21 protein-coding genes and 2 pseudogenes are annotated in these 23,691 nt (G+C 52.2%); 16 read left to right on the top strand and 7 right to left on the bottom strand.

Annotated features, from left to right (window positions below; translation table 11 throughout):
- Positions 1-45: 45 nt before the first annotated feature.
- From AB1E37_RS25655 to AB1E37_RS25700, 10 genes are all read left to right on the top strand, one after another.
- Positions 46-1,284 (top strand): bifunctional succinylornithine transaminase/acetylornithine transaminase, encoded by a 1,239-nt coding sequence (locus AB1E37_RS25655; protein WP_048291908.1) that lies wholly within the window; start codon positions 46-48, stop codon positions 1,282-1,284.
- A complete protein-coding gene (gene astA / locus AB1E37_RS25660) occupies positions 1,281-2,318 on the top strand; it encodes an arginine N-succinyltransferase (protein WP_048264967.1) in 1,038 nt (345 codons plus the stop codon). The genes AB1E37_RS25655 and astA overlap by 4 nt, the downstream gene beginning before the upstream one ends.
- 3 nt (positions 2,319-2,321) lie before the next feature.
- The gene (gene astD / locus AB1E37_RS25665) at positions 2,322-3,818 is read left to right on the top strand and encodes a succinylglutamate-semialdehyde dehydrogenase (protein ID WP_087771554.1); all 1,497 of its coding nucleotides are present in this window, start codon (positions 2,322-2,324) and stop codon (positions 3,816-3,818) included.
- On the top strand, positions 3,818-4,804 hold the full coding sequence (gene astE / locus AB1E37_RS25670) for a succinylglutamate desuccinylase (protein WP_048264966.1): 987 nt from the start codon (positions 3,818-3,820) through the stop codon (positions 4,802-4,804). Before astD ends, astE begins: the two co-directional genes overlap by 1 nt.
- A 68-nt stretch (positions 4,805-4,872) precedes the next feature.
- A complete protein-coding gene (gene hisQ, locus AB1E37_RS25675) occupies positions 4,873-5,559 on the top strand; it encodes a histidine ABC transporter permease HisQ (RefSeq protein WP_064167955.1) in 687 nt (228 codons plus the stop codon).
- Complete coding sequence (locus AB1E37_RS25680; protein WP_023345569.1) at positions 5,556-6,272, top strand: ABC transporter permease; 717 nt, start codon at positions 5,556-5,558, stop codon at positions 6,270-6,272. Before hisQ ends, AB1E37_RS25680 begins: the two co-directional genes overlap by 4 nt.
- Before the next feature lie 9 nt (positions 6,273-6,281).
- Positions 6,282-7,055 (top strand): histidine ABC transporter ATP-binding protein HisP, encoded by a 774-nt coding sequence (gene hisP, locus AB1E37_RS25685; protein ID WP_023345570.1) that lies wholly within the window; start codon positions 6,282-6,284, stop codon positions 7,053-7,055.
- Positions 7,056-7,297: 242 nt separating this feature from the next.
- Positions 7,298-8,083 carry an ABC transporter substrate-binding protein gene (locus AB1E37_RS25690; protein WP_048264964.1) on the top strand — a complete coding sequence of 262 codons (786 nt, stop codon included), beginning with the start codon at positions 7,298-7,300 and terminating at the stop codon, positions 8,081-8,083.
- Positions 8,084-8,222: 139 nt separating this feature from the next.
- Positions 8,223-9,302 carry an alanine racemase gene (gene alr, locus AB1E37_RS25695; protein WP_023345572.1) on the top strand — a complete coding sequence of 360 codons (1,080 nt, stop codon included), beginning with the start codon at positions 8,223-8,225 and terminating at the stop codon, positions 9,300-9,302.
- 93 nt (positions 9,303-9,395) lie between these two features.
- Positions 9,396-10,928 carry an IS3-like element ISKpn38 family transposase gene (locus tag AB1E37_RS25700; RefSeq protein WP_048264963.1) on the top strand — a complete coding sequence of 511 codons (1,533 nt, stop codon included), beginning with the start codon at positions 9,396-9,398 and terminating at the stop codon, positions 10,926-10,928.
- Positions 10,929-11,093: 165 nt separating this feature from the next.
- On the opposite strand, the gene dinQ is transcribed toward AB1E37_RS25700, so the two are convergent.
- Positions 11,094-11,186, bottom strand: coding sequence for a damage-inducible type I toxin DinQ (gene dinQ, locus AB1E37_RS25705; protein WP_353055206.1), 93 nt, complete (start codon positions 11,184-11,186; stop codon positions 11,094-11,096).
- 514 nt (positions 11,187-11,700) lie between these two features.
- A pseudogene (locus tag AB1E37_RS25710) lies at positions 11,701-12,037 on the bottom strand (hypothetical protein); the annotation flags it as partial.
- A gap of 1,076 nt (positions 12,038-13,113) precedes the next feature.
- Here AB1E37_RS25710 and AB1E37_RS25715 point away from each other — a divergent pair.
- Both AB1E37_RS25715 and AB1E37_RS25720 read left to right on the top strand, forming a co-directional pair.
- A pseudogene (locus AB1E37_RS25715) lies at positions 13,114-14,108 on the top strand (IS110 family transposase).
- Positions 14,109-14,316: 208 nt separating this feature from the next.
- Positions 14,317-14,859, top strand: a complete 543-nt coding sequence (locus tag AB1E37_RS25720) for a 3'-5' exonuclease (protein WP_000994210.1) — start codon at positions 14,317-14,319, stop codon at positions 14,857-14,859.
- A gap of 13 nt (positions 14,860-14,872) precedes the next feature.
- Here AB1E37_RS25720 and AB1E37_RS25725 read toward each other — a convergent pair whose 3' ends face one another.
- From AB1E37_RS25725 to AB1E37_RS25740, 4 genes are read right to left on the bottom strand one after another with little or no spacing between them, the layout of a single operon-like run.
- Complete coding sequence (locus tag AB1E37_RS25725; protein ID WP_048264961.1) at positions 14,873-15,370, bottom strand: Mov34/MPN/PAD-1 family protein; 498 nt, start codon at positions 15,368-15,370, stop codon at positions 14,873-14,875.
- Complete coding sequence (locus AB1E37_RS25730; RefSeq protein ID WP_048265023.1) at positions 15,367-17,130, bottom strand: ThiF family adenylyltransferase; 1,764 nt, start codon at positions 17,128-17,130, stop codon at positions 15,367-15,369. Before AB1E37_RS25730 ends, AB1E37_RS25725 begins: the two co-directional genes overlap by 4 nt.
- Position 17,131: 1 nt before the next feature.
- Entirely contained in the window at positions 17,132-18,379 is a 1,248-nt protein-coding gene (locus tag AB1E37_RS25735) for a nucleotidyltransferase (protein WP_048264960.1), read from the bottom strand.
- Positions 18,376-19,551 carry an HNH endonuclease gene (locus tag AB1E37_RS25740; RefSeq protein ID WP_077258344.1) on the bottom strand — a complete coding sequence of 392 codons (1,176 nt, stop codon included), beginning with the start codon at positions 19,549-19,551 and terminating at the stop codon, positions 18,376-18,378. Before AB1E37_RS25740 ends, AB1E37_RS25735 begins: the two co-directional genes overlap by 4 nt.
- A 927-nt stretch (positions 19,552-20,478) precedes the next feature.
- Here AB1E37_RS25740 and AB1E37_RS25745 point away from each other — a divergent pair.
- The 4 genes from AB1E37_RS25745 to AB1E37_RS25760 all read left to right on the top strand — a co-directional run bounded on the left by AB1E37_RS25745 (position 20,479) and on the right by AB1E37_RS25760 (position 22,423).
- A complete protein-coding gene (locus AB1E37_RS25745) occupies positions 20,479-20,748 on the top strand; it encodes a DUF1778 domain-containing protein (protein WP_048264996.1) in 270 nt (89 codons plus the stop codon).
- Positions 20,749-20,755: 7 nt separating this feature from the next.
- On the top strand, positions 20,756-21,283 hold the full coding sequence (locus AB1E37_RS25750) for an N-acetyltransferase (RefSeq protein WP_072198182.1): 528 nt from the start codon (positions 20,756-20,758) through the stop codon (positions 21,281-21,283).
- Between the two features lie 83 nt (positions 21,284-21,366).
- A complete protein-coding gene (locus AB1E37_RS25755; RefSeq protein WP_064167953.1) occupies positions 21,367-21,675 on the top strand; it encodes a hypothetical protein in 309 nt (102 codons plus the stop codon).
- A gap of 50 nt (positions 21,676-21,725) precedes the next feature.
- Positions 21,726-22,423 (top strand): IS1 family transposase gene (locus AB1E37_RS25760; protein WP_227539937.1). Its coding sequence is split into 2 segments (ribosomal slippage): positions 21,726-21,975 and positions 21,975-22,423, totalling 699 coding nucleotides; the frame shifts between segments, so codons are not numbered across the junction.
- A 311-nt stretch (positions 22,424-22,734) separates the two neighbouring features.
- On the opposite strand, the gene AB1E37_RS25765 is transcribed toward AB1E37_RS25760, so the two are convergent.
- Positions 22,735-23,637, bottom strand: a complete 903-nt coding sequence (locus tag AB1E37_RS25765) for a LysR family transcriptional regulator (RefSeq protein ID WP_048265000.1) — start codon at positions 23,635-23,637, stop codon at positions 22,735-22,737.
- Positions 23,638-23,691 lie beyond the last annotated feature (54 nt).

The following is a 23,691-nucleotide window of genomic DNA, read 5'->3' on the forward strand; positions in this document are numbered from 1 at the left end:
AACCTTAGCCGTTTATCACTTCACGTTTAATCGCCAGGAGGTTTTATGTCCCAGCATGCGAATGCGGTACACCGCGAAGATTTTGACAGATATATGGTTCCGGTATATTCCCCTGCCCCGTTCATTCCCGTACGCGGGCAAGGCTCCCGTGTATGGGACCAGAACGGAAAAGAGTATATCGATTTCGCTGGCGGTATCGCGGTGAATGCACTCGGGCATGCTCATCCTCAGTTGCTGGCGACTCTGCAAACCCAGGCGGCCAGCGTCTGTCATCTGGGCAATGGCTACACCAACGAGCCAGTGTTGCGGCTGGCGAAACAGCTGATTGACGCCACCTTTGCCGACAAGGCGTTCTTCTGCAACTCCGGTGCGGAAGCCAACGAAGCTGCGCTGAAACTGGCGCGGAAAGTGGCCTGCGATAGCGGTGTGCCGAACAAAACCCGCATTCTGGCGTTCTGCAACGCCTTCCACGGCCGTACGCTGTTTACCGTCAGCGTGGGCGGTCAGCCGAAATACGCGAAAGACTTCTCGCCGCTGCCGGGCGGCATCGAGCATGTACCGTTCAACGATCTTGCCGCAGCTGCAGCAGCGATCGACGACCAGACCTGTGCCGTGATCGTCGAGCCGATTCAGGGCGAAGGCGGCGTGCTGCCTGCGGACACGGCTTTCCTGCAAGGGCTGCGTAAGTTGTGTGACCGCCACGGTGCGCTGCTGATTTTTGATGAGGTACAGACCGGCGTCGGCCGCACCGGCGCGCTGTACGCTTATATGGAATACGGCGTCACACCAGATATTTTGACCAGCGCCAAAGCACTGGGCGGCGGATTTCCGATCGGTGCCATGCTCACCACCGATCGGTTTGCCCCCGCTTTCAGCGCAGGCACACATGGTACTACCTGGGGTGGTAACCCCTTAGCCAGCGCCGTTGCCGGTACGGTACTGGCGTTGATTAATACTCCTGAGGTGCTGGACGGCGTGGCCCTACGCCACCACTGGTTTATCGAAGGATTACAAGAGATTAACGCCAGATTCCCGCTGTTCAGCGAGATCCGCGGCCGTGGATTACTGATCGGCTGCGTGATGGATCAGGCCTTCGCCGGTCAGGCTAAACGGCTCACCAGCTATGCCGCAGAAGAGGGATTGATGGCGCTAATCGCCGGGTCCGAAGTGGTGCGTTTTGCCCCCTCGCTGATCATCCCCGAGGCCGATGTGCGTGAGGGGCTGGCCCGGTTTGCCCACGCCGCGGAACGCCTCGCCGCCGCAACCGGGAGTGATGCACGATGATGGTTATTCGTCCCGTTGAGTCCCGCGATCTGCCTGCCCTGATGGCACTGGCCGGCAAAGCCGGTGTCGGACTCACTTCCCTGCCGCAAAATGAAGATATTCTGGCCGGGCGCATCACTCGTTCTCAGGAAACCTGGCAGGGCCTGCGCCCCCGTGGTGAACAGGGTTACCTGTTTGTGCTGGAAGACACAGATAGCGGCCGTGTCGTGGGCATCAGTGCCCTCGAAGTTGCCGTGGGGTTACACGAACCCTGGTACAACTTCCGGGTTGCGCCACTTGTGCACGCCAGCACCTCACTGAACGTGTACAGTTCGCATCAAACATTATTTCTCAGTAATGACCATACAGGTTGTACAGAATTATGCACGCTGTATCTCGACCCGGAGTGGCGGCATAGCCATAACGGCAAATTACTCTCCAAAGTACGGTTTCTGTTTCTTGCCGCGTTCCGCGACTGCTTCGCCCAGCGCGTAGTGGCGGAAATGCGCGGCTACAGTGACAGCAACGGACGCTCACCGTTCTGGGAGGGGCTCGGCAACCGATTTTTTGCCATGGACTTCGCCCACGCCGACTACCTGACCGGTATCGGCCAGAAAGCATTTATCGCCGAGCTGATGCCCCGGTATCCGTTGTATATCGATTTTCTCCCCGAAGAAGCCAGAGCCGTGATTGGGGAGGTTCACCCGGATACTGTTCCGGCCCGCCGACTGCTGGAGACCGAAGGGCTGCGCCACCGCGGTTACGTGGACATCTTTGACGGCGGCGCCACGCTTGAGGCGGAACTGGACGAACTGCGGGTAGTAAAAGAAAGCCGCAAAGTCACGGTGTCGACCAACGAAGCGCCAGTATCGACACCTGACTCCACGCTGCTGGTCGCCAATGATCGCTACCTCAACTATCGCGCGACGTTAGCACCCGGCCATTTTTCTCCCGAAGGCGTTCTGTACCTGACGCCGTCCACAGCGGATGCGCTGGAAATCAAGACAGGCGATCGCGTTCGGGTGGTTTCCCTCAATCCGCTGGAGAACCTATAAATGTTGCATCCTTCACTCTATATCGCAGGTCAGTGGCGGCATGGCCGCAGTGCTGAATTTATCAAGACCGATCCGCTGGATAACCAGCCGCTGTGGCGGGGCCGGGCGGCGGATTCGGCAGACATCGCCGACGCCTGTGATGCGGCGCGCACGGCGTTCCCCGTGTGGGCGCGGCTGACGCTGGGGCAGCGCACGGCTGTGGTTGAGCGTTTCGCCACGTTGCTGGAACAACACAAGGCGCAACTGGCGGAAGTCATCAGCCGCGAAACCAGCAAACCGCGCTGGGAAACGCTGACTGAAGTGCAGTCGATGATCGGCAAGGTTGACATCTCGCTACGCGCCCTTGAGCAGCGCACCGGCGACAGCCATACCCCGATGACCGACGGCGCGGCCACGCTGCGGCATCGTCCGCACGGAGTACTGGCGGTGTTTGGCCCCTACAATTTCCCCGGACACCTGCCTAACGGCCACATCGTCCCCGCACTACTGGCGGGCAACTGCGTGGTGTTCAAACCAAGCGAGCTGACGCCGTTCACCGCTGAAGAGACAGTTAAGCTGTGGCAACAAGCCGGACTGCCGAAGGGCGTGCTGAATCTGGTGCAGGGAGGACGGGACACTGGCGTGGCGCTGGCCGCCAGCCCGGCGATCGACGGCCTGTTGTTCACCGGCAGCGCCGGTACCGGCTACCAGCTGCACCGCCAACTGGCCGGTCAGCCGGAAAAAATTCTGGCGCTGGAGATGGGCGGCAACAACGCACTGATTATCGATGAGGTTACCGACGTGAACGCGGCGGTCAACCTGACTATCCAGTCCGCCTTTATCTCCGCCGGGCAGCGTTGCACCTGTGCCCGTCGTCTGCTGGTCAAGCACGGCGCGGCGGGCGACGCATTCCTGCAACGGCTGGTCACCGTGGCGGGTCGCCTGCGCGCTGGTCGCTGGGACGCGGAGCCGCAGCCGTTTATGGGCGGGGTAATTTCCGCGCAAGCGGCGGAACGCATGATGGCGGTACAGCAGGCACTGCTGGAACTGGGCGCGACGCCGCTGCTGGCGATGACCCGGCCGGAGGATAACAACGCGCTGCTGATGCCGGGCATCCTCGATATCACCGGCGTCGATGGCGTGCCGGACGAAGAGTATTTCGGTCCGCTGACCTGCGTGACGCGCTATGACGAGTTCGATGATGCGCTGCGTCTCGCCAACCACACTCGCTTCGGGCTGGCTGTAGGGCTGGTGTCGCCAGACCGGGCGCTGTTCGACCGCCTGCTGATGGAAGCGCGCGCCGGAATCGTCAACTGGAACAAGCCGTTGACCGGCGCATCGAGCGCCGCGCCGTTCGGCGGAGTGGGGGCCTCGGGCAACCATCGCGCCAGCGCCTTCTACGCCGCCGACTACTGCGCCTGGCCGATGGCCTCGCTGGAAAGCGCAGCGCTGACGCTGCCCGCCACCTTGCCGCCAGGGCTCAACCTTAATGATGCGCAGAGCGGGAACAGAGAAGCATGATGAATAATTTTTTAGATCTGACGCTTCGTGGCATGGTACCGGACGTTCGCAGTGAGGGTGGAAAAGACTTATCCTGGCACTGGCGGGGGGAAGGAATACTGGAGCTGGTTCCCCATACCGGTTACCAGCGCGCTATCGTGCTGTCGGCAGGTATCCACGGCAATGAAACCGCCCCGGTAGAACTGCTTGCAGCGATAGTAGATGACCTGCTGGCGGGTAGATTACCGCTTGCCGCTCGTCTGCTGGTACTGTACGGCAATCCACCGGCCATCCGCGCCGGACAACGCTACCTGACTCACGATCTCAACCGCCTGTTCTCCAGCCGTCATCATCAATATCCTGGTGGGGAAGAGTCGGCACGCGCCCAGGAGCTGGAGCAGACCGTGACCGACTTCTTCACCCGGGACAGCGATAGCGACAACATCGAACGCTGGCACTTCGATCTTCACACCACCCGACATGCTTCACACCTGCCGCGCTTCGGCCTGCTGCCTTTTCAGACCCGCCACGGCAGCGCGGCCTTGCTTAGGGCACTGGATGCTGCCGGTTTGGATGCGCTGGTCCAACATACCGAACCGGGTGCCACCTTCAGCCATTTCACCAGTGAACAGCTACGGGCAGACAGTTGCACGCTTGAGCTAGGGGGCGCCCGGCGCTTTGGCGAGAACGATCTCAGCTCGTTTGGTGCGGTGGATAGCATGTTGCGCGCCCTGATCGGAGACGCGCCGTTGCCGGTTCGTGCTGGCAACCCCATGCGTTATTTCAGGGTAAACCGGTCGCTGATTAAACACAGCGAGCTCTTGTGTTTTCATCTGGACGCTGACGTTCCGAACTTCACCCCACTCACGGCCGGCACCCTGATCGGCGAGCTGCCAGGAGAATGCTGGCGGGTGGAACACGGCACCGAATGGATACTGTTTCCCAATCCCAACGTCACCGTCGGACTACGCGCCGGTTTACTGCTGGCAGAGGAAACCGGGACATAAAACGCCTCCGGTGATCCGTTGCCGGATAAAAACAACAATGACATTTTCGTTACGCGGAGACAAAGACAATGCTGCATGGTTTTGGTGTACTAATTTTCCAGGGGGCGCTAACCAGCCTGGAGCTCGCCCTGAGTTCTGCTGTACTGGCGGTGGCGATCGGTATGCTGGGCGCTGCCGGAAAGCTGTCGAAAAACGTTTCAGTGGTAAAACTGACGTCGGCCTACACTACCCTGATAAGGGGCGTGCCGGATCTGGTCCTTATGCTGCTGATCTTTTATGGACTTCAGATTGCTTTTAACAAATTCACCGAGGTCTTCGGGCTGAGCCAGATTGACATCGATCCAATGGTGGCCGGCATTTTGACACTGGCCTTTATCTACGGGGCTTACTTCATTGAAACCTTCCGCGGCGCTTTTATGGCCGTACCCTGGGGGCAGCTTGAGGCAGCGGATGCCTTTGGCTTCGCCAGGAGGCAGCGTTTTCAGTACATTCTGTTTCCGGCGATGATGCGCTACGCACTGCCCGGCATCGGCAATAACTGGCAGGTCATGATCAAAGCCACTGCCCTGGTGTCACTGCTCGGTCTGGAAGACCTGGTGAAAGCCACTCAACTGGCCGGGAAAAGTACCTGGCAGCCGTTTTACTTCGCACTGGTCTGCGCCGCGGTATACCTGTTCTTCACCACATTATCCAATGTCGTGTTGTGGTGGCTGGAACGACGTTACACCGTGGGCGTGAAGAGGGCCGCATTATGATGGATATCCTCCACGAATACGGGCGCGCCCTGCTGTGGACTGACGGCTATCGCTTTACCGGCGTGGCGATGACCCTGTGGCTGCTGGTTATCTCGGTAGTTCTGGGCGGGGCACTGGCGCTGCTCCTGGCTGTTGGACGGGTATCCAGCAATAAATTTATCGCGCTGCCCATCTGGCTGTTCACTTACGTGTTCCGCGGCACGCCGCTCTATGTTCAGTTACTGGTGCTCTACACCGGCGTGTATACCCTGGAAGTGGTGAAAGGCAGCGAACTGCTGAATGCATTTTTCCGCAGCGGCCTCAATTGCACCCTTCTGGCGCTCATGCTGAACACCTGTGCCTACACCACGGAAATTTTCGCGGGCGCCATCAGGGCAGTGAATCACGGCGAGATTGAGGCGGCGCGGGCCTATGGCTTCTCGCCAGCAAAAATGTACTGCTGCCTGACCCTGCCCGCCGCGTTGCGTATCGCTCTGCCGGCGTACAGCAACGAAGTGATCCTGATGCTGCACTCCACCTCGTTGGCTTTTACCGCTACCGTGCCGGACCTGCTGAAAATCGCCCGTGACATCAATGCCGCCACCTATCAACCGTTTACCGCCTTCGGTATCGCTGCGGCACTGTACCTGATGATTTCATTTGTGCTGATAAGCCTGTTCCGCAAAGCGGAAAAACGCTGGTTGTCACACCTGACCCATTCGCCTGCAAAGTGAGTAATCCATATGTCAGAAACTAAATTAAACGTCGTCGAGTTGCACAAAAGCTACGGAGAGCACGAAGTGCTGAAGGGCGTCTCCCTGCAAGCCAGGGCTGGTGATGTGATCAGCATTATCGGCTCTTCCGGCTCCGGTAAGAGTACCTTCCTGCGCTGTATCAATTTTCTTGAAAAACCCAGCGAAGGCTCCATCAGCGTGAATAACGAGATGATCCACCTGGTACGGGACAAAGACGGGCAACTTAAGGTAGCAGATAAAAATCAGCTACGCCGTCTGAGAACCAGCCTGACCATGGTATTTCAGCACTTCAACCTGTGGAGTCATCTGACCGTGCTGGAAAATGTGATGGAAGCCCCTGTTCGCGTGTTAGGGCTCAGTAAGGAATCCGCACGGGAACGGGCGATGAAATATCTGTCCAAGGTGGGCATTGACGAACGGGCGCAAAGTAAATATCCGGCCAATCTTTCCGGAGGACAACAGCAGCGAGTGTCCATTGCCCGGGCTCTGGCGATGGAGCCGGAAGTGTTGTTGTTCGACGAACCCACTTCGGCACTGGACCCGGAACTGGTGGGGGAAGTGCTGAAAATCATGAGGCAGCTGGCAGAAGAAGGAAAAACCATGGTGGTTGTCACCCACGAAATGGAGTTTGCACGTCACGTATCCAGTCAGGTGATCTTCCTGCATCAGGGAAAAATCGAAGAACAAGGGCCTCCGTCCGGGGTATTTGGCAACCCGCAAAGCCCGCGCCTTCGTCAGTTTTTATCCGGTGCGCTGAAATAATGAAATAAACAGACCCCATAGATTTCGGGTTGCAGCCAACCCCCCTGCAACCGGAAGGATGACAGGTATATGTTCAGTTATAAAAAGGAGGAATAGTAAGTTCTGATATCAATTAACCCGGTTCAAATCAAAACAGGTCAGACAGGCATCAATGCGCCTTTGATTCAGCTAAGGCCAGCTACCGCTGTGCACGCAGTTCTCAGCGGGGAAAGTATTATTCTAAATAATGAGAGAGTAGCGATATGAATATGACAATGACGGTTGTGGCAGGTGCAATTGCCCTGACGATGATGTTGAACACAGCTCATGCTGCAGAACAGAAAACAGTAAAACTCGGTCTGAGTCCGGCCTATGCGCCATTTGAAAGCAAAACCCCTGACGGCAAGCTGGTTGGATTCGATATTGATATCGGCAACGAAGTCTGTAAGCGAATTCAGGCTAATTGCGTTTGGGTGGAGATGTCTTTTGACGGACTTATTCCCGCGTTAGTAAGTAAAAAAATTGACATCATCAACTCATCAATGAACATCACAGAAAAACGACAGAAAAGTATCTCCTTTACCAATCCCATTTATATTATGCCGATCCAACTGGTCGCCAGGAAAAACTCCGGATTACTACCGACAGTGGAAAGTCTCAAAGGTAAAAGTGTAGGCGTGCAACAGGGCACGACACAAGAAGATTATGCTAAAGCGCACTGGGCCAACGCTGGAGTAAATGTCGTTACCTATCAGGACCAAGACCAGGTATTCATGGACTTATCCGCTGGTCGTCTGGATGGCGCAGTTCAGGAATCACAGACAGCACAGCAGGCATTTCTAAGTAAAGATGAAGGTAAAGAATTCAGCTTTGCCGGCGATTCACTGAAAGACCCTGTCACATTGGGACAAGGTACTGGTATGGGGTTACGTCAGAAAGATACAGAGTTGCAGCAGCAGGTAAATAATGCTCTGAATGAAATGAAAAAAGATGGAACTCTACTGAAACTTTCAACTCAGTATTTTAATAGAAACATTATTGCTGAATAGACCATGAATAAACTGTTCAGTCCCGTATATGAATATATAGGACTGAACAACCTGCAAATTAATCACGAAAAGTCATGGCCGCGTTTCGACAACAACGTGAGACCACAATACAACGTTGAGTCAGCAATAAGGATTTGAAATGAAAACAGCAACCGCAGTCATAAGCCGTTGTGCCTTACGCCACAACCTGCAGCAGGTGCGACGTCTGGCGCCACACAGTCGATTAATCGCCGTAATAAAAGCTAACGCATACGGCCACGGTGCCCTGGCAACCGCCCTCGCCCTGAAGGATGCTGACGGTTACGGTGTCGCCCGCCTGTCGGAAGCGCTTGTGCTGCGCCAGGAAGGCATCACCAAACCCATTCTGCTGCTGGAAGGATTCTTATCCAAAGACGAGCTTCCTTTGCTGGCCGAGAATCACTTTGAAACCGTCGTGCATAATATTGAACAGCTTTTCGCACTTGAACAGACCGTTCTGCCCCACCCCATTACGGTGTGGATGAAACTGGATACCGGCATGCATCGATTGGGCATCCGTCCAGACCTGGCTGAGGAATTCTATCAGAGGCTGTGCAACTGCCGCAACGTAGTGCAACCAGTCAACATCATGAGTCACCTCTGCCGTGCGGACGAACCTGAGGAAGAAACCACACACAGTCAGCTGGAATGCTTCGACGCATTCGTCCAGTGTAAGCCCGGCGTACAATCCATCACTGCCTCTAGTGGTATTCTTCTGTGGCCACAGGCCCATCGCGGCCAGGTTCGTCCCGGTATCATCCTGTACGGCGTGTCACCGATAGTAACTCAGGATGCTGCGGACTTCGGCTTTGAACCCTGCATGACACTGACATCCTGCCTTATCGCAGTACGCGAGCATAAGGCAGGCGAACCTGTGGGCTATGGCGGTGACTGGACCAGCACGCGCGATACCTGCCTCGGTGTGGTAGCAATGGGCTACGGCGACGGCTACCCCCGCAGCGCGCCTTACGGCACACCTGTGCTTGTCAATGGCCGGGAAGTACCGTTGGCTGGCCGGGTTTCCATGGACATGGTCACGGTTGATCTCGGTCCCAAGGCTCTGGATCAGGTGGGAGATAAAGTCATTTTTTGGGGCAAGGAACTGCCGGTGGAACGCATCGCCCGTCATACCGGTATCGGCGCTGGCGAGTTGATTACTCGCCTGACACAACGCACAGCACTCGAATATGTTGATGACTGATGGTGACATGGGATGGCACAGCGTAATGCCGGAAAATAGGCTCATGGTTGATGGGAAGTGCGGACAAATTCCTGGACCTTCAGGAGTTAATTTATGCATTCATACGAGGACCGGATTCGGGCCGTCGAACTCTATTACCGGTACGGAAAGAAAGCCTCCGTTGTCGTCATGGAGCTGGGGTATCCTTCCACAAAACAGCTGGGCCGTTGGGTTCGGATTTATGAAGAGAAGGGCGATTTACCCAGGGAATTAAAACCAAGAAAACGCTATTCACGTACACAGAAAATTGCTGCTGTTGAGCATTATCTTACTCACGGTGGTTGCCTGTCGTACACTCGCCGAGCCATCGGCTACCCCAGTAACGAAATTCTAAAGCGCTGGATTGAAGAGTTTTACCCAAATGCGCGTCCCCTGGTCATTCGCTCAGGCACAAGCAAATGCTTCAGCCCGGAAGAGAGGTCTCAGGCCGTCCGGGGGCTCTGTAACCGACGTGGAACCGCGCGTAAAGTTGCACAAAGCATAGGCGTCAGCGTCCCGGTCCTGTACAAATGGAAGAAAGACCTTATCAGTGACGAGGCTTATCAATCCATGCGCAAACGAAAGGCAGCCCCTCAGGATAAAAATCAGGATACTTTACTCGGTGAAATCCAGCGTCTCAGGAAGCAGGTTCATCAGCTGCAGCTCGAACGTGACATACTGACAAAGGCGAATGAACTGATAAAAAAAGATCTGGGCATCAGCTTTCTGAAACTGAAAAACAGGGAGAAAACCCTGATAGTTGATGCCCTTAAGAAAAAGTACCCCGTTGCTGAGTTGCTAAGCGTTCTGCAACTTGCCCGCAGCTGTTATTTTTACCACAAAGCCAGCAAACGTCTGTACGATAAGTATGCGGAAATACGCGTGATCATGGCCGATATCTTTGAGGAGAATTACCGCTGTTACGGCTACCGGCGCCTTCACGCGATGCTTCGCAGTAACAACAGGGTTATTTCTGAAAAGGTTGTCCGCAGACTGATGGCAGAAGAGCAGCTCGTTGTTAAGCGCACCAGGCGACGACGATATAACTCTTACTGTGGCGAAATCGGTCCGGCACCGGAAAATTCACTCGCCCGGGATTTTAGTTCCTGCAGGCCAAATGAGAAGTGGCTGACCGATATTACGGAGTTCCAGCTTCCGGCTGGAAAAGTCTATCTGTCGCCGGTTATCGACTGCTTTGATGGCCAGGTTGTAAGCTGGTCGATAGGAACACGCCCGGACGCGACGCTGGTGAATACGATGCTCGATGACGCACTCGATACGCTCAACGAACATGATAAACCAGTGATACACAGCGATCGTGGTGGCCATTACCGGTGGCCGGACTGGCTCGAGCGTATCAACACCTCCGGACTTATAAGGTCCATGTCGCGCAAAGGATGCTCGTCGGATAATGCTGCGTGTGAAGGCTTCTTCGGGCGTATCAAAAACGAAATGTTCTATGGCAGAGACTGGGCGGGTATCACGCTGGAAAAATTTATCTGCTTCCTGGACTGGTACATACGCTGGTATAACGAGAAACGTATCAAGCTATCATTAGGTGCAATGAGTCCTGTGAAGTACCGGCAGCATCTTGGGATCACAACATAACAGTCCAGGAAAACATCCGCAGCCCCGCCTCGGACATCTGAACTTAGCTTTGACATGCAGTGTAGTGGCTAAATCGAGATGTCCGGCTCTGACTAAACAAACCCGCTGAAATGTTAAAAGCCGGGGAGTGGTTGCCCCCCGGCTTCAGTTACGTTTCCGTCACGCTCAGAAGAACATGCGGATCAGTTCAAGAAAGACGATTAACGCTTTCAGAACGATGATTGCTTTGTCGATTAAAGCCCCCATCCGTTTCTCCATAAATGGAGTGAAGACACCGTGGCTTGCTCTTACACTGCCTGTCACCACGACTTCTCTTCGTCTTGTCAGTTGTAGAGAGTCTCACTCCTGCCAGAGCACAGGTAATCAGCACCACCTGATTACCTGCCAGGACTTTGAACCTGTTCATGCCGCTTTGAGCGGTACGCAGGAAGAAACTCAACCACAGAGCTAACCAGCTGATTATACGACTATCTGTCGCCCAGGCAAACGGATAAGGTTCTATCATTGTACGTCAGGTTGCATAATCAGAATTCACGGATTATCATGCTAATGTCAGTTGTAGAGAGTTTCCTTTCCGGCCAGAGTTACCAGCTCGCACCGGAACCGTAAAAAAGCCGGCCTCACCAGTCGGTTTTTTTACGTCTGCTTATCCCATTTCGTTAAAACCCATTCTATATGTAGATTCCTTTCGGCGGCAAACTTAACGATTAAGGATGTGTCATCCTTACAGCTATTGCCTGACGGTCTGTTCGTCATAGCTGAATCACAGCCCCTTCCCGGCCATCTTTTCGATGGCCTCCGGGTTACTGTCTTTGCTTCGGTGTTGTCGCCCTTTCTCTCCAAAAATTTCCACTACAGCCATTGGCTGCCAGTTCTGCCGAACAGCGCATTGCACAGCAGCTTAACGGTTAGTGGCGTCAAACAAGGGTCAGGATCTAAGTCTGCGGTGGGAAAAATACAGCTCAGTATTTTAGGCGTTGTATACCGTTTACTGCCGCGGGGAGACGAGCAGCCCGCAGCGGGGCTTCCCAGTGTTCATTGCTGTAACAGGCCTGCTCGGCCAGGTAATCCCTTTCGAGTTTTTCAGCGGTATAAGACCTGCCGTCTATACAAAAATTGGCTGCAGGCTACTGGTGAACGTTCATTACATATCCGGTTGGATAAGTACAAAAAAAACAGACAGATAAATTTACATTTCTTTCCATGGCCTGCCGTCTGTACTCCCACCTTTTTACCTTGTTCTGGGTCAATAAAAAAGAAAACATCTTTGATGCAAATCACTACATATACAAATTAGAATGCTTCCTGGAAACAAAGACATACATAACTGTATTATGTTTCATTCAGCCTCTGTTCGGTGATACTGCCAGATCACTTTGCGTTAAAACAGAGTCATTTTTTTGGTGGCAAGACTTCGCTCAACTAGTCGTTCCGTCACAGAAGCGTAAATAGTGTCGGAGGCCGCCCTGATTCCTGGAGGCGATATGAACAGATTGTGTTTATGCATTCTTGTTCTAACTCTCTTTGGTTACCCTGTTGGTAGTCAAAGTGGTTGGTCAGTGAATGTCAGCCATATCAATGTGAATATTTCTCTATAAATCAAACGGTAACAAACAAAAAAACCACCTGCCAGGGTGGTTTTTTTGCGTTTCCCCTTTCACAGGAGAGAACTGGCAAGACTTCGCTCACGGCAAATTATGCTTTGTCCGTTATAGACCCGCAACGGATTTATTAGCCAAAATGGCTTACTTTCTATGACCGGAATCAACAAAATCACTCACCTGATTGTGCTAATCACCAATATTGATCAGCTGAAATAGACTGGCGAGAAGTTTCGGGATACCGCTTCAGCGGCATGGAGGCGCCAACAGCTGTTGAATGAAGCACTGCAGGCAAATGGCGCCGTGGCCCGGCGCAGCCGGCTGCTGTTTTGACAGGTTCTGCCTCACCCACCCCTTCCCTTGTTTCTAACAGTTTGTGGTGATTAGCTACCACCACTGAAGCAGAGTGAGCCGCCCCCTTCACTTAAGGTCAGAAAAGTCGGCACCGCTGAACCTTGATTTGCAGCACATGGCCCTTCGCTTCACCTTTCACGCCAGCACATCAGGTTGAACGGTTACCGGGAGCTCGACTCCGTATGTACAAGGCGAACAGGCGTGACGGTTTATGTGAGAGGAGTTTGACCATGTTTCCAGTCGGCATTGACGTAAGTAAAAACACCCTGGATCTTTGCATGCTTTATGACGGTATCAAAGGACGCATAAAAACCCGTAACATCCAGAATAACAGGCATTCAGTTGAAAATATTCTTCGCTGGCTCAGGCTTCAACATTGCAGTCCGGAAGATGTTCATGTGGTAATGGAAGCTACCGGTGTTTATCACGAACGGCTGGCCACTGAATTACATGATGCCGGTTTCCAGGTTTCACTGGCCAACCCTCACCGTAGTCGGGAGTTTGCACGTGGCATGGGAATCATGACAAAAACGGATAAGGTGGATGCATATATGCTGGCCTGTTACGCATTCCTTAAGAAGCCACACCGCTGGGAGCCGCCGGCACCCGAAATCAGATATCTCGGTGCACTCCTGCGACGGCGGGATGTTCTGCTGGGTGATGCCCTGCGTGAGGAGAACAGGCTGGAAAAATACCTGTCGACAGACACACCTGCAGATATTATCAGTTCCTGCAGGCGTATGGCGCAGCTTCTGCGCGAGGAGGTAGGTAATATCGAGCGGCAGATAAAAGCACATATCAAAGCCAGCCCTGCACTGAGGCGTGATTATACACTGCTGACCTCAATTAAATCGGTTGGTCCCCAGCTGGGGATGCATATGCTGGTCGTGCTTCGCAGCCATAACTTTGTATCGGCTGAGCAGGCTGCCGCCTTTCTGGGCGTGGTACCGATCGAGAAACGCTCAGGCACATCGGTCCGGAGCCGGCCGCGGATGTCGAAAATCGGCCCCCTCAGTTGAGAGCGAAGCTTTACATGTCCGCCCTGTGCGGAAAAATCTACAATAAGCGAATGCGTAATATTTACGATGAGATGTGCCTGCGGGGTAAACCTGAAATGGTGGCCATTGGCGCGCTGATGCGGAAACTGGTGCACTGGTGTTATGGCGTCCTGAAGACCGGAACCGTTTTTAATGACGAAGGCCTGAAACCGGTACTGTCATCCTGACGATACCAGGCTGGCATTAAACTCAAGGTAACGCTCACTGCAATAAGTGAGCGCAGTCCGCTATGAGCGAACAGCGGAAGTTCGCATATGGTTTTAGTCTGATGAAGGCATTACTTAAAGGGTGGTGTGGTAGATACATACCACCCGTAATAGCGTATCGTTTTCTTTTACAAACCGGATAGCAGTGCCCTCAATCGCAGGAGTGATTATGAATGCTAGCGAGATTTTCGTTTCAGTCGATATTGAAACATCCGGCCCGGTCCCGGGATTATTTAGTCTGCTTTCCATTGGGGCCTGTCTGGTGCATGCGCCCGACGTGCGTTTTTATGCCGAGTTGAAGCCTGACTGTACTGGCTTTGATCCTGAGGCGCTGGCAGTGACGGGATTTAACCTTCAGGCACTGGCTACCACCGGCATAGCCCCCGCGGACGCCATGCTTCAGTTATCCACCTGGCTCACATCCCACCTTCAACCGAGCCAGAAGCCGGTCTTTACGGGACTGAATGCCCCCTTTGACTGGTCATTCATCAATTACTACTTCCATAAATATACGGGGAACAACCCATTTGGCTTCAGTGCATTAGATATTAAAGCTTACTTTATGGGGGCAACAGGCTGTACGTGGTCTGAGACCAAATCATCAATGATGACACAGCGTTTATCTGCCAAAGGAAGACCCAGCCATAATGCTCTGGATGATGCATTATTTCAGGCAGAGCTTTTTGCGTTGATGCAAAATAAAGGGTCTTGATGAATTGGGTCCGTTAAGGCCGCGACAAGGATGCTGCATACACTGCCTCTTGATACCTGCCCTCCCGAAATATCCAGGCTTTAATGCCTGCGGTCGATGGTGACGTGCCGACAATCACCGCCACGGGATGGGGAAGATCATGTGCATTTTGCCTCGCGAATCTCGCAAAACTGGCAATGTCAGTCCCTGAGATGTGAGGAACTGCCTGCGGATGCGTATGCCAGTATCCAACCAAGCGCAATCCCTTCCTGTTTGCGTTCTCGATTTCAATGCGGCAGCGATCGCTGCTCAGTTCGAGCCACGTTCTGCCAGCGCGGTCCGCAGGATGTGGCGCTGAAGCATGACACAGTACAATGCCGCCGGGATGGGCGGGATCGACAAACAGCTGCCCGCCTCGCTCATTTTCTCCCTGTGACTGCCGGTAGTGACCGAACATCTCGGAGACCTGCCGCCCAACCTGCAGCTCCGCATTCATATCCGGCCAGGCCCAGCGCCATGCTATTTCATTCATGCGTTTTGCCCGGGTTTCGGCCAGTTACGTTCAAAAATACTCTGGACAACTCCTTCAGGAAGTACAGGTCCCGTATAGCGTCCTCCTAACACTCCGGCCTCATCAGGGCGATACACACTGGAATGCCATTGAGTGACATCCCCTACAGTCGTCAGGTAACGTATTGCGGCCTGAGTGACCATTGTTGCAACACCATTCATTCCCGCCGAGCCTCCCGGTATAAAACTTTCACCACAGGCAGGAAGAGGCACAACGCCCCCATCCGGCCAGTCGGTAAACCGGTGCTTGAAGTCACCTCTATCGCTAAAAAGATATCTTGCATCAAAGCGGCCTTCAGGTGCGATCAGTGCATGCCCGACAAGTGTATGCGGCTCACTCCAGGCCTGTATCAGCCCCCATTTCGCTCCGGAGGCTTTCTTTTCCCAGAGGGCAGACTCTGATTCCCAGTCAGCTGTCGTGATAATAACCAGATCAACATCCTCGAAAATATCGGGTTTTTGACCCATAACCCATTCGATGTATGTATCCAGCGCGGTGACATCAAGCACAGGCAGATCCTGAAGCAGACGATGGCGCATGGCCTGAGACTTAAATTTGCCTAAATCCTCAGCACCCAGCATATGCCGCCCCAGATTGGGTGACTCCAGTCTGTCAGGATCGATAAGGGTCAGCCTGCCCAGACCGGCCCTGGCGAGTTGAATACTCACAGCAGATCCCAGCGACCCTACACCGACAAAGACAACATGCGAGTTCTCAAGTGTTTTTGCTGTGTTACTTCGATCCCGTGAAAAAAATGCCCCACGATCAATAACGTTCACACGCGATGACAGAATACTGGCCGGAGGTCCTTCTTTCTTTAACCCGGACTGACGGCGTGAGGATCTCAGGCCGTAAAAATTTGTACGGTCTGTTTCCTTCTTTCTGGTGCACAGGTTAACAGTAAATCTTGCCGCCCCGTCCCCACCCGGTAATGCCATGACAACCCATCGAGAAAGCAAAGCACTACTTTTTTCTGACCATTCAGACATCGCGGCCAGGGATTCTTCAGAAATATGGGGAGCAAGCCATTCGAGAAACGCGTGAGGTTCAGGCACCTTAATGCCAGGCAAAGACGTCAGTTTGACAAAGAAACCTGCTTCATGGGGGCTTCTTATCACAACCGAACGGCCAGTGGCATGTCTGAAATGCCGGCGGATAGCGTTCTTGTCAGACGAAACCCATACCGGGTTGAGACCAGTATGTCCGGTATACCTCGGATCGCTTACAACATACAAAACTGAACCCGATTCAGGTTCCCCCAGAAGAATCAGGCTACGTGCCGATCGTTTAAGCTGCCAGAGCCAGTAAGTGGAAATTTCATTCTGAAACTCCATCTCACGCCGTGCAGGATCTGCGTTTTCCAGAGAAAAAGACACAATGCTCGCAAAACGGGACAAGCTGTCCTGAACAATTTTCTCAGGCGAGCCCGTAACGGGCTTTTCCCTGAATCCATGGAGACACAACCCGGACGCCATGGCATGGGGCCAGACTAACCACGGTGAAGGTTCAACCTGAAGGCTAGGGGATTCAGACGGGAAACCGTTGGGAAAACCAATCCGTAGTCTTCGCTCAAGGCCGGTGTAATCAGCGGGTAAAGGAAAATAAAAGGCGGCCGCCTCACCGACCCGCAATTCTGCGGGCCTGAGAAGAGCCGAAGCATTATCCGCGCCCAGACAGTCTTTAAGGGCGGAAATGCCGCGTTGTATCATCTCATCCTTCATATCAGCCGAGTCGCCCGACAGGTGCCACATTTGCCTGAGACTGGTTACTGCTGACTGAACTCCCGAACAGAGACCCCATTGCGACAGAGTTTCGTGTCACACCGTCTTGCCGCCCGGGCATCGTCCAGTTTGCCGGAATGCTCTCGTTAACTTCGCGAACGAATGTCGGACCAATACCGAACTGCTCCTGGACCGCCTTCGCAAAGGTTTCTGTCGACGCGTGGCTGTCGAGCCCCAGCGTCAGCGCCGAACGGGCACTCACATGCCATTTATTAAAGGCATCAACGTATTTATAACCTTCATCTGGGCGATTCCATTTTTCCGCAAAATTCTCGCCGTTATCTTCAGGATTGCAGACGTAATACTCATTACTGTAACGGTGAATATGGTCAGGCATCCTGTTCACGATTGCCAGGATAGCCTGAAGCGGGGTGAAGGCGGTATATTCTGACTGCGCGACAACATCCAGATAAGCGTGAGTCGCAAGCGTGGTGATAACTGCCGAAATAGGCCGGTATTCTTCATTTTTCGTCCTGATCGCCCATTCATCCCTGTGCCTTTTCATCAGTTTAATGCTCGCACGTAACGGATCATCTTTTTGATATTCTTTATATTCAGGCAGCGGGGCCTGGGTCGCAGAGTCCATTGCTGCACGACTTTTATTAAACTCAACAACATGTTCAAGCATGATGTCATGCTTTGACGCATCATGCAGCCAGTCTGCATAAGGAATGGGACTGCTTGCCTTCCAGCCGTGCTCCCTGTCGGGTACTTCGAGCATGCCCAGTCCGTCGCTTTGCTCATTATGATGGCAGGGACGTGCAGGTGTGACATCAATGTGGAAACCCGGATTTTCATCGGCGTAAACAATCCTGACACCGCGACGAAGTTGTTGAATATCCTCCTGAACCCTACTGCCCTCCTGGAAACGACGTTCAATGACCTCTAATACAGTCCGGGCATCGATCCCTCTGGCATGGGGTAACCAGACAATCGCATCTGCATCAATTGTCCCGAGATCTGCTGGCGCACCAGGCACCGGGTTAATCGTTGTCTGAAGACGCATAGAACCCTGGGGAAAAATATGGGCATCCGCAAGCAGGGGATCATCGGCAGCAGAAAGAATTTTTTCCAGCTGAGAGTAGCGAGCATCAATAACGCTGTACTGAGCTGCTGATAACGAAATTTTTCGGGCTGCACGGAGAAGAAAATACTCCCAGCTGCGGTGTTTAGTCTGTTCGTTACTCATGGACGTTGCTCCTCTGTACATCCGATGCTAAGCATGGGGCGAAACTGGTTTGCGTTATTTTTGTCACGGTCAAAGATGATGTAGGGATGCTGATGCTGGGTCGTCAGCAAAGCCCCAAATTCAATGGCCAGCGCAGCAGGTAACGCGGCAAAAACATGAATGGCCTGGGTCGTGGTGGCTTCTAACTGACTGAGCAGCTTCTGCAGCTCATCTCTGAACGCATGGATGACCCTGCGGTTTGTCACCATGGCATAGCTGGGTTCAGGGACAGTGAATTCTACAATCCGGGCACCCGGCAGTGCGGCGGTAACATCGCCTCCTGGTACCGCTGCGGAAAGAGACAGCACCAGAGCAACTGGCCCCTCACCTTGCGGAAGTTCAGAAGAGGTAAACGCCGGCGGCAGGGCATCTGTATCCGGCCAGCGCAATATATGTTCCCTGTTAAATGAATACTGAAAGCGTTTATAGCGGTCGCCAATGGTCTGGCCGAGGAAAAACAACGCCGGAATATCCGCAAGCCCAACTATGGCCAGAGCCGGCTTATCGCCAAATTGCCCCCCGCGGCGGGCAAGCCCGGCCTCGAGTTTTTCAGTGATTAAATCCTTAATCGCCTGCCAGTAACTCGCATCCCTTCCCCGTGAACTGGGCTCAGGGAACACAACCGTAACCGGATGGCACTGTGCCGTCAGCCCTTCTGCAGACATGGCGGTAAGAAGGGCCTGCGCCGGAATTGCAACCAGAGTCTGATGATGCTGGCTTTGAACGATAACCGGTATGGCGCGTTCCTCCCCGGGCGTGGAAGCCGCTAGGCGAATTCTGGTCAGGCAGGCAGAGTGAAGTCCGCTAAGATCGTCTTCGGGATAATTATCGCCGTCACGATCAACCCGATCATGGCATCCCGGACACAGTAGCATAAGATTCTCGCTGTCATTCGTCAGTGCCAGGGCCTCTTCTTCGCTGTGTGTGGCGTTTCCCCTGGGGCCTTTCGGGCTGGCAGGAAGAATATGGGCTACTTCTCCCCATTTCATCGGCGTACCAATACGAAAATCATGTGTCAGATCGGTTCCGCAGAGCTCACAATGACCCGCAGCACGGATCCAGACCAGAGTTTTCACTTCAGGGCTAGTGTTAAAACGCCCACTCGAATCATCCGCCTTTTTTTTCGCATTCACGTAAGGGCACTCCTGAAAAGGAAAAACCATTAGCACGGGAAATAATGAAATAGGTACTGTTCATATTTTTTTCAATACGCAACCGCGAAAAATATAACTCGTGAAACAAAATACGGAGCGGACTGCCTATAGCGCTGCCAGGTCTGCATTTGGTACAAAGCAGACGTTAAAGCCTACAGCATCGGGATGCTTTCGGATGCCGCGTCAGCGGCATGGAGGCGCCAGATGAGGTTACATGTGTCTGTGGAGTCAAATGGCGCCGAAAGCCCGGCGTAGCCGGTTGCCGGGCTATAAATTCTGCCACCCTACCCCCGGCCCTGATTAGCCTTAACTTGCGAACAGCAATGAAGAAGTAAAAGTAATCCCTTTTAACCCCGGTGAGCGGGCTTTACGGCGTTTACGACGTAAAGGGCGTGATTTCCGGGGCCTTGGCGGCGGCAGCTTGCTGCTGACGCTTAGGGGGATGTTCTTCTGTTATTTCAGCGACACCAGGGAACTTAACACGGTAGCTTGTATCTGACAGTTTGTGGTGATTAGCTACCACCACTGAAGCAGAGTGAGCCGCCCCTTCACTTAAGGTCAGAAAAGCAAGCACCGCTGAACCTTGATTTGCAGCATATGGCCCTCCGCCAGCACATCAGGTTTCTAGATTGATGGCTGTGAGGATCGTGGTCCGGCCTGCATGCTGCTAGTTAGTGCTTATGCTGTAAGCAACTTCTCTCTCGAAAAACAGTGAAAAAAGTTGGTTGCACATGTTGAGTATGCAACTTACAACCGCTATATTGTGTGTACGGAAAGATTCCGTACACAATCTAGAACGTTTTGAATAGGTGATTAACCTAAGTATATACCGGTCGAGTGACCAACATAATGTAGTAATTAACTGTTTTTACAGAAGCCTGTGAGAACAGCTTGGAGAACAAATGTATGTCCGCACTGAGAAAGCAGCGCATAGATCTAAGATTAACTGATGACGACAAAAGCTTAATCGAAGAAGCCGCGGCAATGTCAAACCAGACTATTACACAGTTTGTAGTTGCCAGTGCCTCAGAACGTGCAGCGGAAGTGATTGAACAACATCGCAGAATGGTTCTAAACGAGGAGTCTTGGAACCTTGTCATGGATGCGATCGCAAACCCTGCTGCGCCGAATGAGCGGCTGAAGCGAGCAGCGAAGCGTCTACAAAAAATGAGGTAGCTTAAACGTGATGCAAGAGCTGGCGATAGAGATGATCAACGACGAATTTGACTATGACATAGGCGAATTCGATTGTGGAGAAGAAACCTTAAATACATTTTTGAAAGACCATCTCAAGCGGCAGCATGATGGGCAAATTTTAAAAGGTTATGTATTAGTAACCAAAGAACAGAAGCCTAAGCTGTTAGGCTATTACACATTATCCGGGAGCTGTTTCGAGAGAAAAATGCTCCCGTCAAAAACACAGCAAAGAAAAATCCCTTATCAGAATGCGCCAAGCATTACTTTGGGACGCTTGGCTATTGACAAATCAATTCAAGGTCAGGGATGGGGTGAATTGCTAGTAACTCACGCAATGAATGTCGTCTGGGATGCATCTAAGGCCGTAGGAATATATGGTCTCTTCGTGGAAGCTCTGAACGATAAAGCTAAGCGCTTCTATACCAGATTAGATTTCATACAGCTCGTTGGTGAGAATAGTAATCTGCTATTTTACCCGACAAAATCTATTGAAAAAATCTTTACCGAAGAGTAACTAGAGAAAGCCTCTGAATCTTCTGAGGCAGTTTTATATGCAACAACAATAAAATAACAACAGCTAAGATTAAGGTGGCTGAAATGTTAGAGTTTTTTAAAGAAATTTATGCTTCAGTAAAATCCAACTCTAGTGAAATAGTTAAAAATTACTATATTGGAGCATTTATATTCTCGTGGCTCACTATTAACTGGAAATTTGGTTTAACGATACTTTTTAGTGAAAGTAAGATTGAAGAGAGAATAGATAAAGCAGGTTTTTATCTAACCACTGACAAGTGTCTGACTCTCCCCTTTATTGTATCTGTTTCCATTTGTTTATTGCTGCCCATTATTAATATGATTATTGCTTACGCTCAAAGAAACCCTAATAAGTATTTGCGCGGCGGGTGATGCTGCCAACTTACTGATTTAGTGTATGATGGTGTTTTTTTGGTGCTCCAGTGGCTTCTGTTTCTATCAGCTGTCCCTCCTGTTCAGCTACTGACGGGGTGGTGCGTAACGGTAAAAGTACTGCCGGACATCAGCGCTATCTCTGCTCTCACTGCCGTAAAACATGGCAGTTACAGTTCACATACACCGCCTCTCAACCCGGTACGCACCAGAAAATCATTGATATGACCATGAATGGCGTTGGATGCCGGGCAACCGCCCGCATTATGGGCGGTGGCCTCAACACGATTTTACGTCACTTAAAAAACTCAGGCCGCAGTCGGTAACCTCGCGCATACAGCCGGACAGTGACGTCATCGTCTGCGCGGAAATGGACGAACAGTGGGGCTACGTCTGGGCTAAATCGCGCCAGCGCTGGCTGTTTTACGCGTATGACAGGCTCCGGAAGACGGTTGTTGCGCACGTATTCGGTGAACGCACTATGGCGACGCTGGGGCGTCTTATGAGCCTGCTGTCACCCTTTGACGTGGTGATATGGATGACGGATGGCTGGCCGCTGTATGAATCCCGCCTGAAGGGAAAGCTGCACGTAATCAGCAAGCGATATACACAGCGAATTGAGCGGCATAACCTGAATCTGAGGCAGCATCTGGCAAGGCTGGGACGGAAGTCGCTGTCGTTCTCAAAATCGGTGGAGCTGCATGATAAAGTCATCGGGCATTATCTGAACATAAAACACTATCAATAAGTTGGGACCATTACCTTTCTTCTGATCCGATTTCTGGTGAAATCGGAACCTGCGCTAATCCTTGCTGGCTTATGTCAGAACAGCGAATGGAAGAAGGTCGAATCCCACCTACAGACGTTGCATGATCTGTTGACTAAGTGGATCAGAACTGGCGATGAGAATCCTCCTTCTGAATATCAAAGCCAGGATTACAAATGAATAAGTTTGAGCTGATGCAAAAGCAGGAGAAAATTCAGAGGGAATCTGGAACTATAGCTATATGCCATTTGATGTTGTATAGGCCGATCATTTTTTCTGACTGATCGCAAATGTTAAACACAATTCGTGTCCCCGGAAATAGTCGTCATTTCCAGTATTTTGGTCAACCATACTCGGAGCGGATTATCATTACTTTTCCGATGCCAGGCGACAGTGACATCAAACGGGACCATTTTTTCTGGCATCTCCAGTTTACAGTAATTTCCCTGCGCTCCTATCGCTGATGGAATGAAAGCAATGGCGTCATTCGCAGTGAAAAAAGCGCCGAGCGTCGTATAACACGGTAACGTAGCGATGACATTATTTTTCATTCCGGCTTTGTTAAAAAAATCATCAACCAGATTTTCAATATTACCGGCACTCGGAGCAAATTTAACGGCAGGAATGTCTGAAAAGGACATTTTCATTTCAAGTTTTCCCGGAATAGCTGAGCCGTGTCTGACCACACAGCAGTACTCTTCACGCCGGATGTTTTTGCGTATCAGTCCGGGATCAATATGATTCGAAAAACCCAGTACCAGATCGACATCGCCGGAATTAAGACTTTCAACGTGGTGCCTGGAATTGAAGTCTTTGATTTCAACGCTGGCCCGCGGTGCCTGCATATGTAGTGTCTTCAGTAAGGATGGGATGATAGTAAGTTGAGCATATTCGTTTGCCATTATGCATATGCTGAAGTCCTGAATGTTCGGATTAAATACCTGGGGTGAACGAAGCTGGCTAACCTCATCCAGAATTTTTTCTATTTTAGGCACAAGAGAAAGGGCATAGTCGGTCGGCTCAAGTCCTGCACTCCTGCGTACAAACAGCTCGGTTCCGAAATAAGTTCTCAGTCTTTTAAGATATGCACTGACCGCCTGCTGAGAGATATCCAGCTTTGAAGCTACCCTTGAGACATTAAGTTCTTTAACCAGCAGTAACAATACACGCATGTGTTTGATATCAATGTAATCCACGTTTAGTTGTACCTCATACAATGTTTGCTTTATTTAAATTGTATCATAACCCAT

This window comes from Klebsiella sp. Shm-1 (assembly GCF_040804525.1).
Lineage (GTDB): Bacteria > Pseudomonadota > Gammaproteobacteria > Enterobacterales > Enterobacteriaceae > Klebsiella > Klebsiella pneumoniae.